The 11,577-nt window shown below is 69.1% G+C and carries 12 protein-coding genes; 7 read left to right on the top strand and 5 right to left on the bottom strand.

Features of this window, described 5'->3' with window-relative positions; all coding sequences use genetic code 11:
* Nucleotides 1–54: 54 nt before the first annotated feature.
* Nucleotides 55–573 (top strand): hypothetical protein, encoded by a 519-nt coding sequence (locus ACFYNU_RS22360; protein WP_356591060.1) that lies wholly within the window; start codon nucleotides 55–57, stop codon nucleotides 571–573.
* A gap of 32 nt (nucleotides 574–605) precedes the next feature.
* Here the strand turns inward: ACFYNU_RS22360 and ACFYNU_RS22355 are convergent, their stop codons facing one another.
* Nucleotides 606–1,730: an ATP-binding protein gene (locus ACFYNU_RS22355; protein WP_356591062.1), complete on the bottom strand. Its 1,125-nt coding sequence runs from the start codon at nucleotides 1,728–1,730 to the stop codon at nucleotides 606–608.
* Nucleotides 1,731–1,778: 48 nt separating this feature from the next.
* Nucleotides 1,779–2,444: a response regulator transcription factor gene (locus ACFYNU_RS22350; protein WP_356591064.1), complete on the bottom strand. Its 666-nt coding sequence runs from the start codon at nucleotides 2,442–2,444 to the stop codon at nucleotides 1,779–1,781.
* Between the two features lie 182 nt (nucleotides 2,445–2,626).
* On the opposite strand from ACFYNU_RS22350, the gene metG reads away from it, so the two are divergent.
* The 3 genes from metG (at nucleotide 2,627) to ACFYNU_RS22335 (ending at nucleotide 6,027) form a co-directional block, all read left to right on the top strand.
* Nucleotides 2,627–4,240 carry a methionine--tRNA ligase gene (metG, locus tag ACFYNU_RS22345; protein ID WP_356591066.1) on the top strand — a complete coding sequence of 538 codons (1,614 nt, stop codon included), beginning with the start codon at nucleotides 2,627–2,629 and terminating at the stop codon, nucleotides 4,238–4,240.
* A 232-nt stretch (nucleotides 4,241–4,472) separates the two neighbouring features.
* Nucleotides 4,473–5,375: an NAD(P)H-binding protein gene (locus ACFYNU_RS22340; protein WP_356591068.1), complete on the top strand. Its 903-nt coding sequence runs from the start codon at nucleotides 4,473–4,475 to the stop codon at nucleotides 5,373–5,375.
* Between the two features lie 79 nt (nucleotides 5,376–5,454).
* Nucleotides 5,455–6,027, top strand: coding sequence for an SMI1/KNR4 family protein (locus tag ACFYNU_RS22335; protein WP_356591070.1), 573 nt, complete (start codon nucleotides 5,455–5,457; stop codon nucleotides 6,025–6,027).
* A gap of 180 nt (nucleotides 6,028–6,207) precedes the next feature.
* Here the strand turns inward: ACFYNU_RS22335 and ACFYNU_RS22330 are convergent, their stop codons facing one another.
* Nucleotides 6,208–7,626, bottom strand: coding sequence for a hydroxylase (locus tag ACFYNU_RS22330; RefSeq protein ID WP_356591072.1), 1,419 nt, complete (start codon nucleotides 7,624–7,626; stop codon nucleotides 6,208–6,210).
* Between the two features lie 350 nt (nucleotides 7,627–7,976).
* Nucleotides 7,977–8,402, bottom strand: coding sequence for a Rid family hydrolase (locus ACFYNU_RS22325; RefSeq protein WP_356591074.1), 426 nt, complete (start codon nucleotides 8,400–8,402; stop codon nucleotides 7,977–7,979).
* A gap of 145 nt (nucleotides 8,403–8,547) precedes the next feature.
* Between ACFYNU_RS22325 and ACFYNU_RS22320 the strand changes: the two genes are divergently transcribed.
* Nucleotides 8,548–9,504, top strand: coding sequence for a quinone oxidoreductase (locus ACFYNU_RS22320; protein ID WP_356591076.1), 957 nt, complete (start codon nucleotides 8,548–8,550; stop codon nucleotides 9,502–9,504).
* 118 nt (nucleotides 9,505–9,622) lie between these two features.
* On the opposite strand, the gene ACFYNU_RS22315 is transcribed toward ACFYNU_RS22320, so the two are convergent.
* Complete coding sequence (locus ACFYNU_RS22315) at nucleotides 9,623–10,231, bottom strand: TetR/AcrR family transcriptional regulator (RefSeq protein ID WP_356591078.1); 609 nt, start codon at nucleotides 10,229–10,231, stop codon at nucleotides 9,623–9,625.
* 94 nt (nucleotides 10,232–10,325) lie between these two features.
* Between ACFYNU_RS22315 and ACFYNU_RS22310 the strand changes: the two genes are divergently transcribed.
* Nucleotides 10,326–11,066, top strand: a complete 741-nt coding sequence (locus ACFYNU_RS22310) for an SDR family oxidoreductase (protein ID WP_356591080.1) — start codon at nucleotides 10,326–10,328, stop codon at nucleotides 11,064–11,066.
* Nucleotides 11,067–11,126: 60 nt separating this feature from the next.
* Nucleotides 11,127–11,519: an ester cyclase gene (locus ACFYNU_RS22305; RefSeq protein ID WP_356591082.1), complete on the top strand. Its 393-nt coding sequence runs from the start codon at nucleotides 11,127–11,129 to the stop codon at nucleotides 11,517–11,519.
* The last annotated feature ends 58 nt before the right edge of the window (nucleotides 11,520–11,577 follow it).

Below are 11,577 nucleotides of genomic sequence, written 5' to 3'. Positions count from 1 at the left end.
GGCGCGTCCGCGCTCCTCCTGTCCCTCGCCCTCACGACCCTCACTGGATGCGGCATGACTGACACCCAAGGATCAGACGGCCCCGACGGCTCGGGCAGCTCCGAGACGTCCGGGACCTCCGGCGGCTCCGGCGACCTGCCCGGCGCGGGGACCAGCAGCTCGGCGGATGCCGCCGACGCGGCGGAGCGGATCTCCAGCGAGCTGTACGACCTGATCGGGATCAAGGGGAAGGCGTCCGAGCCCGGACCGGGCGTCGCGGAGTGCGACGGCAAGGACCCGGAGAAGTACTTCCAGGTCTTCCACGCGTGGACCTTCACCCCGGCATCGGCCGACCAGCTCGACGGTGTGATGGAGCGGCTCAGGACCGAACTGCCCGAGCACGGCTGGAAAGTCGTCGACTACGGGCCGGACACGAGCAAGAACGAGAACCTCACCCTCACCGCCGACAACGACGAGAAGAAGCACAGCGTCAAGATCGGGCACTTCGCAAAGGATGAATCGCCGAACCTCAACCTGATGGTCGTCTCCGGCTGCTACCAGGTGCCCGACGGCGAGAAGGTCAACGAGTTCTGAGGCCCGCGCCGGCCCGTCACCGCCCCGGCCCGTCACCGCCCCGGCGCCGCCGGCAGCTTCACCCGTACCGCGAGCCCGCCGTCCGCGCCGCCCGGCTCCGCCGTCACCCGGCCGCCGTGCGCCGTCACGATCGAGCGGACGATCGAGAGGCCGAGGCCCGCGCCCGGACCCATCCGGTCGCGGCCCTCGCCCCGGCGGAACGGTTCGAAGAAGGCCGCGATCTCCTCCGGCGCGATGTGCGGGCCGTTGTTCCGTACGGTCAGGGCCGTCCCCGACACCTGGACGGCGACCTCGCCCTTCCCGTACGCCTGCGCGTTGGCCAGCAGATTGCCGACCAGCCGGTCCAGCAGCGCCCGGTTGCCCCGTATCCGGCCCGGCTCCTCCACCGTCGCCGTCAGACCGTGCCGCGCCGCCTCCTCCGTGACCAGCTCGCCCCAGCGGATCTCCTCCTGGTCCTCGACCTCGCGCTCGCTGCGCGCCAGGAGCAGCAGGCCGTCGATGAGGCGTTCGCTGCGCCGGTTGTTGTCGAGCAGCATCTCCTTCGTGTGGGCCAGGTCCTCCGGCGAGCCCGCGCCCGCGAGGCCCACCTGGATCGCCGTGCGCTGCGTGGCCAGCGGCGTACGCAGCTCGTGGGAGGCGTTGGCGATGAAACGGCTCTGGCTGTCGAACGCCTTCTGGAGCCGGCCGAGCAGCGCGTCGAGCGTGTCGCCCAGTTCCTTCAGCTCGTCGTCGGGGCCGGTGGCGCCGATCCGCTCGTGCAGGTTGCGTTCGGAGAGCAGCCGCGCCTTCGCCGTCATGGCGTGCACGGGGCGCAGCACCCGGCCCGCCGTCCACCAGCCGACGGCGACGGCGCACAGCGCCATCACCAGCAGCGCGCCCACCGACCAGAACATCAGCTCGTCCGACGCGGCGTCGCTGACGTTGTCGGTGAGCTGGGTGACGGTGACGGGCGCGAGTTCGCCGCGTTCGGTGAGGAAGTAGCCGTTGCCCGAGGTGGGCGGGTTGGCGGGGACGACGCGGGCCGCGATCTCGGCGGCCTCCGACTCCGTACCGGCGCTGGAGAGCAGATTCACCACCGTGAGCAGGCAGCCGCCGAGGACGAGGAAGACCGCGCCGTAGACGAGGGCGATCCGTTTACGGATGGCACCGGTCACCACGCGTCACCCCTCACTCGCGTCACCTCTCACAAGACGTAACGCCTCTGTTCACAGGACGTAGCCCCCGCCGTCCCCGTCCACGTCCACCGTGCGGATCAGCGCCGGATCGCCGAGCTTCACCCCGAGCTGCCCCACACACACCCGTACGACACCCGCGAGCGGGTCGGTCTGCGCGTCCCACGCCCGCTCCAGCAACTGCTGCGCGGTCACGGCCTTGCCGTCCGCCTCCAGCAGGATCTGGAGCACGGTCAGCTCCTTCACGGAGAGATCGAGGGCCAGTCCGTCCCGGTCCGCCCTGCGCTCCACGGTGTCGAGCCGGACGCCGCGCCGCTCCAGCGTGGGCGGTAACGCCCGCGCGCTGCGCCGGCGCAGGGCCCGTACCCGCGAGACCAGTTCGGGGAACTCGAAGGGCTTGCCCAAGTAGTCGTCCGCGCCCAGGTCGAGCCCTTTCACGCGCTCCTCCATGGAGGAGGACGCCGTGAGCATCAGGATCCGGGTCCGGGACTCGTCCGCGACGAGCTTGCGGGCCACGTCGTCGCCGTGCACACGGGGGAGGTCACGGTCGAGTACGACGACGTCGTAGTCGTGCAGTCCGAGATAGGCGAGCGCGGCGTCCCCGCTGTAGACGGTGTCGACGGCGAAACCGGCCCGGCGCAGGCCGGTGGCGATCAGCTCCGCCAGGATCTCCTCGTCCTCGGCGACCAGCACCCGCATGATGATCCTTTCCGCCGCGGCTCCGTCGTCCCTCTCCTTCATAAGATGCGCCAACGGGGGGCGGAGGTTGTGCCGGATCCACACTCTTTAAGCACACTCTCAGGTTTCGGCGGTCGCTCCGGCCGTCGCTCCGGCGTTTAACCGTGTGAGGGCATCGTCGGCGGGCCGTTAGGATTTCGACCATGGCCGCCACTGGATCCGAAGAGCAGGGTGGGCGGGCGTACTACGTCACCACCCCCATTTACTACGTCAACGACGCTCCTCACCTGGGCCACGCCTACACGACCGTCGCAGGCGACGTGCTCACCCGCTGGCACCGCCAGCGGGGCGAGAAGGTGTGGTATCTCACGGGCACCGACGAGCACGGTCAGAAGATCATGCGCACGGCCGAGGCCAACGGGGTCACCCCGCAGGAGTGGGCGGACAAGCTCGTCGACGAGGCGTGGCGGCCTCTCTGGGAACACCTGAACGTCGCCAACGACGACTTCATCCGGACGACGGAGAAGCGGCACACGGACCGCGTCCAGGAATTCGTCCAGGATCTGTTCGACAAGGACGAGATCTACAAGGGCGGCTACGAGGGCCCGTACTGCGTGGGCTGCGAGGAGTACAAGCTCCCGGGCGAACTGCTCGACGGCGAGGGTGAGTTCGCCGGGCTGAAGCTCTGCGCGATCCACAAGACGCCGGTGGAGATCCTCAAGGAGGAGAACTACTTCTTCAAGCTGAGCGAGTACGGTCCGAAGCTTCTCGCGCACTACGAGGCCAACCCCGGCTTCATCCAGCCGGAGTCCGCGCGCAACGAGGTCGTGAACTTCGTCAAGCAGGGGCTTCAGGACCTGTCGATCTCGCGGTCGACGTTCGACTGGGGCGTACCGGTGCCGTGGGACGAGAAGCATGTGATCTACGTGTGGATCGACGCGCTCCTGAACTACGCGACGGCCGTCGGCTACAACGAGAACCCGGCGAAGTTCGAGGAGACGTTCCCCGCCGACGTCCATCTCGTCGGCAAGGACATCCTGCGCTTCCACGCGATCATCTGGCCCGCGATGCTGATGGCGCAGGGCCTGCCGCTGCCGGGCAAGGTCGCCGCGAACGGGTGGCTGATGGTCGGCGGCGAGAAGATGTCCAAGTCGAATCTGACCGGCATCAAGCCGCAGGACCTGACCTCGCACTTCGGGGTGGACGCGTACCGCTGGTACTTCCTGCGGGCCATCGCGTTCGGCCAGGACGGCTCGTTCTCCTGGGAGGACTTCTCCGCCCGGTACACCTCCGAGCTGGCCAACGACTACGGCAACCTCGCGTCGCGCGTCGCGGCGATGGTCGGCAAGTACTTCGGGGGCACGCTGCCGGAGACGACGTCCGGCGGGGCCGCCGAGCAGGCCGTACGGGACGGGCTGGCGAAGGCCGTCACCGAGGCCGACCGGAAGATCGGCGAGGAGCTGGACTTCCAGGGCGGCATCCTGGCGATCTTCGACTTCGTGAAGCAGGTCAACGGCTACATCACGGAGCAGGAGCCGTGGAAGGTCGCCAAGGACACGTCCCCCGAGGGCCAGGCGGCTCTCGCGACGATCCTCTACACGGCCTCGGAGGCGCTGCGCGGTGTCGCGGTGCTGCTGAACCCGGTGATGCCGGAGACGTCGCAGAAGCTGTGGGACTCCCTCGGCGCGGACGCCGCGCTGGGCGCGCTGGCGGACCAGCGGGTGCAGGACGCGGGCACGTGGGGCAGGCTCCCGGCGGGCACGACGGTGACGAAGGGCGCGGTGCTGTTCCCGCGCCTGGAGGAGAAGCCGGCGTAAGGCTTCCGCGAGGGTGACCTCGGATATCGCCGCGGGCCGTCCTGGCCCGCGGCGACACCGGAAAGCGCGAGAAAGCAATTAATTTGCAAGGTGGCGGGACGCGCCGATAAAAACGTACCTGACGCAAGCGATTCTCGCTGCTTATCGTCGTCATGACGGAAATCACAGAAGCGCGAAAGCCCGAGTCGCCGAGAAGTCGTAAACTCGCCCTGTGAATACGACAGCTCGGCCTATGAATTCGACGTCGAATGAAACCACCACCCGCCCGCTGACGGTCCTCGTCACCGGCGCCACCGGCAAGGTGGGACGACACCTCGTGCGCCGTCTGCTGGACGACGGCCACACCGTCCGTGCCCTGACCCGGCGTCCGGACTCCGCGGGGCTGCCCGCCGAGGTCGACCTCCGCCTCGGTGACCCGACCCGGCCCGACGCGGTGGCCGACGCCGCCCGGGGAGCCGATGCCGCGTTCTGGAACTGGATGGGCTTCGACGCCACCGGGGCGGCCGAGAGCGTGAGCGCCCTGGCGTCGGAGGTCGAGCACGTCGTCTACCTCTCCGCGGCGCAGTTGCAGCACGGGACGCGGGGCGTCCTGCCCGGTGTCTGGGGCGACGTCGAGGCGGCCATCGAGGCGACCGGCACGGACTGGACGTTCCTGCGCGCCGGCGGATTCGCCGCGAACACGCTCGGCTGGGCCCAGGCGATCAGGGCCGGCGAGCCGGTACTGATGCCGTACCCCGACGCGGTGCGCTCATCGGTGCACGAGGCGGACATCGCCGAGGTGGCCCTGCGCTGTCTGGTCGAGCCCATCCACCGCGGGCAGGCCTACGAGATAACCGGCCCCCAGCAGCTCACCCAGCGCCAGGAGGCCGAGGCGATCGGCGAGGCCGTCGGCCGCCCGGTCGTGGTGCGCCGGCAGGACGCCGACGAGGCGCGGGAGCAGTACGCGGCGTGGTCCGGCCGCGCGTTCGCCGAGGCCACCCTCGGGTACTACGCCACTCTGGTCGCCGACCCCGAGCGGGTCTCCGACGACGTCGAACGCGTCACCGGGCATCCGGCCCGCTCGTTCGCCCGGTGGGCCGACGACCACCGCGAGGACTTCGCGCCGCTCGGCACCGCGCAGGACGCCCGGCACTGACGCCCCGACATCCAAGGCTCCGCCAGGCAGGGCTGATGCCGAGGTTCCTGGTGGGCCGAGAGAGCCGGAAGAGAGCGACATGAGTTCACCTGTGCCCGCATCCCGTCCCCGGACGGTCACCGAGTGGCGCGAGTTCCTCGGCGATTACAGCTCGAAAGCCCTGGAGCTGGTGGATTCCTCTCCGTATCTGAGTGCGAGGCTGAGCCGGACCCAGCGGGAGAGCGGATGGCTCGGTTACGAGCCGGCCGGCCCGCGGGCGGTGGCGGACGCCGAGGAGCGACTCGGCGTCCGGCTGCCGCCGTCGTACCGGAATTTCCTGCTGACCAGCAACGGGTGGGCCGACATCGGTCTGCTCGAACTTCTCGCGGTGGACGAGATCGGCTGGTTCCGCGACATGACCGACCTCCTCGACTACTGGTCGTCGCCGGGCACCGGGTACTTCGCCGAGCATCTCGAGAAATTCGAACGGTGCCTGTTGATCTCCCGTGACGACGGCGGTGCCGGTGGCTGCTGGGTACTGCATGCCGACAGCGCCGGGGAGGACGGGGAGTGGGTCGGCTACGAGTGGTGGCCGGGAGGGGGAACCGGCCCCCAGCCGGGCGGCACTTTCACGGACATGGTGGTGTCGAGCGCCAGAGTGCTCCGTTCCTGAGCGACGCGCGAGGTGCGGCGGACGGCATGAGCACTTCCTTCCCGGACGCGTCGGGAGCGTACGGAACCGCACCGCGCGTCCTGGCGCGCAGGCCGCCCCCGAGGTGGCGTGCGGCAGCGCTCCAGCTCCGGTCGGGCCGTGGTGGTGTGCGGCTCCGGTACGGCCACGAACGTCTCGCTGTCAGCCGCCCGCCACGCCCGGACCGGGCGGTGAGGCGGCGTCCGCGTTGACGGCCATCGCCCGCTCCAGGAGTTCCGGGTCGGCCAGGGTGGAGGGGTGTTTGAGCAGGTAGGCGACCCGGCGCGTCTCTATGTCGATGTCGGCGTCCACCATGCTCGCCCGCTGGATCTGCTCGCCCACCCAGCGCGCCCGGCGGACCTCCTCGGACACCGTCGCCTGGTTGATCGCGTCGAGCCGGGCGGCGTCGGGGCCGGCCGAGGTGGTCCAGACGGCGTCGGTCACCACCTTCTGCAATTCGAAGAAGTCGGTCGCCGCGGCGGAGGGGTCCGGGCCGGACAGGAGGTAGGCCGAGAGCGCGGAGGCGTGCAGGGCGGCGGCGCTCATGCCCTGGCCGTAGATCGGGTTGAAGGACGCCACCGCGTCACCCGTACTCACCAGTCGCGCCGGGTAGTCGCTCAGACCGGTGAAGTCACGCCGTCGGCTGTCCGAGTGGCGGAACGTCATGACGTCGCGGGTGACGGCGCCACTCGTCGCCCGACCGTACAGCGGATGGAGTTTGGCGGCCGTCGCCCGGAACGCGTCGAGAGTCGAGCCCGGTCGGTCCTCGCCGTAGCCGCCCAGCAGCACTTGCCATTGATCGTCCTCCACGGCGTTCACCGCGGCGGCCGACACACCGTCGACCACGTGCTGAGGCGTGTACACGCTCAGCCCGATGGCCAGGTCGAGGTCCTCCGACCGCTCATCGCGGGCGAAGCGGGCGGCGGAGTAGTTGATCGGCAGCACCAGCCGTTCCAGCGGCGGCTTGTCGAAGCCCTCCGCGGACACCCATTCGGCCATACGGCTCGGACGGCCCATGGCGTCGACGACGAAGTCCGCCGCCAGCGTCCGGACGGTGCCCGCTCCCTGGCCCTCCGCGTAGGTCACTCCGGTGACCGCGCCCTGTTCACAGCGAATCCCCCGGGCCAGTCCCCGTAGCACCGTCACGTTGGGAAGAGCCAGCACGCGCGCGCGTATACGACCCTCCAGGAACGGCCGGGTTCCCAGAAGCAGGGCCGACGTGTTCTTCAACGGCGGCTTGAGCAGGCCGTCCACCGAGACGAACCCTTCACCGCTGACGGCGCCCAGACCCCGCGCCTCGTCGGAAAAACCCGGCAGCCATCCGTCCAGCCAGATCAGACAGGCGGGCAGCAACGAGTGAAGGTACTGATCCTGCGGTGTCCCCGGCCTCGGCACGGACGCGAAGGGCAGCTCGTCCCGTTCGACGATGACGACCTGGCGCGCGTGATCGGACAGGACCCGGGCCGCCATGAGCCCGGCCACACTCCCTCCCAGCACACAGGCGGTGTCGAAAGCGATGTGCGTGTCCACGGGAGGCCGGGCGGCCACGAGTCCGTCGAATACGCTGGCGGCGTCAGCCACGAGTCAACTCCTGCTGTATGCACTGACATGACATGCCGGGCGAGTCCAGATCAGTCGCCCCGGCCGGTTCGGCCTATTCGCCGGCAGGGCGACTCAAGAAAATGAACCCTGGCCGTTTCATTCTCTTGCGAGTGTAACGAACCGACGCATGACTGCCTTAAAAGTGCCCGCCTCCGGACCGATTCCCTTTCTTCCCACGGGTGGGCCCGTGCGAAAAGCTTGGGAAAAGAATGTCGAATGTTTGCATTCCCCGGCGACGCTCGCCGCGACCGGAGGAAAAGGCCCGGCACATGGCCCGGCGCATTTTCGCTCCCGCCTGTCCCCGGCGCCGGGTTCGAGGAGCGGTTCGGTCAGCGTTCGTCGCCGATGACGGCGGTGACGCGGATCTCGATCCGCATGGCGGACAGTCCGAGCACGGTGACGCCCGTCTGGGTCCAGACCGGGGCGCGACCGCCCAGGCGCGCGCGGAACTGCGCCGCCATCACGTCGTTGTGGTCCTGCGCGATGACGTCCTGGCCCTGCGGCACCTTGTGGTACGAGTTGACGTGGATGACATCCCGCCACGTCGCTCCGCAGGTCGCGAGCGTCCGCTCGACGTTGTCGAATGCCTGGACGATCTCCTCCTCGATGCTGTCGGGAATGTTGAGGTCGTCGTCCCAGCCGCCCTGCCCGGACGTCTCGACGCGGTCACCGACCCGGACGGCCTGGCTGTAGCCGAGTGCCTTGTGCAGGGTTTCGCCGTACCCGGGAGTCACGTGGAAGGTCAGGTCGCTCATCGTGATCGATTCCTCTCGGAAAGTTACTTCACGCTTGACTTCACGCTTGACTTCAAGCTTGTAGTCACACACTAGCATGCCGCGCGGCTCCCCGGCGGAAAAATGTACTCGCGGGTACATTTTCTCGTGCCTACTGTCGCGTCCCATGAGAGCGATCGTTGTTGAACAAGCAGGCGGACCCGAGGTGCTGCGGTTGCGGGAGCGGCCCGAGCCCCGTCCGGGTCCCGGAGAAGTTCTGGTGAACGTCCGCGCGGTGGGGGTGAATTTCTTCGACACCGCGATCCGCAGGCAGGCACTCGCCGAGGTGCCGGGTGCCGAAGGCGCCGGTGTGGTGGCGGAGACCGGTGAAGGCGTGCTCGACTTCGCGCCGGGTGACCGGGTCGCGTGGCTGACGATCAACACCCACAGCAGCTACGCGGAGCAGATCGTGATTCCGGCCACGGGTCTCGTCACGGTGCCCGACGCCGTCGACGACGAGACGGCCGCCGCCCTGCTGTTGCAGGGCCTGTCCGCGCACCACTTCGCCACGGTGTCCCATCCGGTGCGGGAGGGGGAGATCGCACTGGTGCACGCCGCCGCGGGCGGTGTCGGGATGATGCTCACCCAGATCGTCAAGTCCCGCGGCGGCACCGTGATCGGCCTGGTGTCGCGACCGGAGAAGGTCGAGACAGCCACCGCCGCCGGCGCCGATCACGTCCTGGTGTCGACCGGTGGCGCGTTCCTCGAACCGGTGCGGAAGCTCACCGACGGCAAGGGCGTGCACGTGGTGTTCGACGGTGCGGGGGCCACGACCTTCGACGCCTCGCTCCAAGTGCTGCGCACGCACGGCACCTTCGTGTACTACGGGCCCCTGATCGGCGACGTGCCCACCATCAAGATGAACGAGATTCCCCGCAGTACCCGCCTCACCTACGGCGTGACCGAGGATCACATCCGCACGCCCGAAGAGCTGAGGGCGCGCACGGCCGAGTTGTTCTCGCTCGTCGAGAAGGGAGAGCTGGTCGTCCGTATCAGTGGCCGCTACCCGCTGGCGGAGGCGGCGAGGGCCCATCAGGACATCGAGTCGCGCACGACCACCGGGAAGCTGCTGCTCATCCCCTGACCACCGGCACGGACCCCGCCCCGGGCGACTGCGCGGCAGACGCCCGGGGCACCCGCAGTCCGACCCCGCTCCACGTCCTCGGCCGCGCGTGATCGGCCGCGACCGAGCCTGGCAGCCCTCAGGCCGGCGGCCACTTGCGCAGGGCGGCGTCGATCATCTCCTGGAGCTCGTCGCGGCAGACATTGCTCGCGGCCTGCACGGCGACACCGTGCGCCAGGGTGATGACATAGCGGGCCAGCAGCGCGGGATCGGCCTCCGGCGGGAGGTCGCCCTCGTCGACGGCTCGCCGGAACCGCTCCTCCACGTGCGCGTGTCCGTCGTTGCGCCAGGCGATGAGGAGGTCGCGCACCTCCCGGCCGGAGTCGCCGGCGACCAGCGCGCCCTGTACCCCCAGGCAGCCCTGGGGGTGGGCCGGTCCGGTGGTGGTCCGGACGGTTCCGGTAAGGATCGCCGTGGCGACGCCGAGGGCGGTGGGCTCCTCCAGGGCCCGGTGCAGATAGTCGCTGGGGCCGCCGTCGTAGCGCTCCAGGACCTTGCGGAACAGCTCCTGCTTGTTGCCGAAGGCCGCGTACAGGCTGGTGGTGGAAATGCCCATCGCCCCGGTCAGGGTGGCCATGCTGGTGCCCTCGTAGCCGTGCTCCCAGAACACCAGCATGGCGCGATCCAGAGCCGCGTCGGCGTCGAAGCCTCTCGGTCGGCCTGTCGGGCCCTTTCGTATCGTCTCCACCCCCGCAGCCTACCCTTTCCGTAGCGATCGATGCGGAAGTGCTAGGGTTCCCTTCCGTAGCGATCGATGCAGAAGTTGAAGGGTGACGTTCCCCATGGGACTGCTTGAGGGAAAGACCGCACTCGTCACCGGGGGCAGTGCCGGCATAGGACTCGCCAGTGCCGAGCGGCTCGCGGCCGAGGGCGCGTATGTGTACATCACCGGCCGGCGCCGGGCCGAACTCGACGCCGCTGTCGAGAAGATCGGGTCAGCCGCTTACGGCGTGACCGGCGACATCGCGAACCTGGCCGACCTGGACCGGCTCTACGAGACGATCCGCGGCCGGGGACACCGCCTGGACGTCCTGTTCGCGAACGTCTCCTCCGCCTCGCGGCTGCCGCTCGAAGAAGTCACCGAGGATCACTTCGACGCTCACTTCGGGGTCAACGTACGGGGCACGCTCTTCACCGTTCAGAAAGCGCTGCCCCTCCTCGGCGAAGGCGCCTCCGTCATCCTGAACGGCTCCACGAACGAGGACGTCGGTGACGCGGGCCTCGGCGTGTACGCCGCGACCAAGGCCGCCATCCGATCGCTCTGCCGCACCTGGGCCAATGAACTCAAAGGGCGCGGCATCCGGGTCAACACCGTCACCCCGGGCCCGACGGACACCCCGGCCGTCTCAGCGCTCACCCCCGACCCGGAGCAGTTCAAGCGGGTGCTGGCGGAGCGTGTGCCGCTCGGCCGGATCGGGCGCCCGGAGGAGATCGCTGCCGCCGTGGCGTTCCTCGCCTCGGGAGAGAGCAGCTTCATCACCGGTTCGAGCCTGTACGTCGACGGCGGACTGAACCAGATCTGAGGCGCGGTCACCATCCGACAGCACTCCCATCGAAAGTCCGGCACGCAGAAGGGATATTCCATGTCCAACAATGATCTACGGGCTTTCTACGAGCGTTATATCAAGGCGCTCAACGCCCATGAGTTCGACGGTATGGACGAGTTCATCAACGACCGGACCACGCTCAACGGCGAACCGGCCACCCGGGACGACCTCCTCGCGGTACAGAGGCACGACGTCGACGCGGTCCCGGACCTTCACTGGGAGGTGAAGGAACTGCTCTTCGACGGTGACCGGCTGGCCGCCCGTCTCATCAACACCGGTACTCCGGTGAAGGAATGGCTCGGGGTCGCCCCCACCGGCGCCTCGTTCGAGATCGTCGAGCACGCCATCTACCAGGTCCGCGACGGCCGATTCGTGCACATGACGGCCCTTCACGACGCCGAGGAGATGCGTCGGCAGCTGACCAGCTGACCGACCGGTCCCCGGACCGGGGGCGCCGGACGCACCGCGTTCGACGCCCCCGGAAGCC

Source organism: Streptomyces sp. NPDC006643 (assembly GCF_042870175.1).
Taxonomy (GTDB): domain Bacteria; phylum Actinomycetota; class Actinomycetes; order Streptomycetales; family Streptomycetaceae; genus Streptomyces.
The sequence above is the reverse complement of the archived record's forward strand: the minus strand, read 5'-3'. Positions and strand labels throughout refer to the sequence as shown.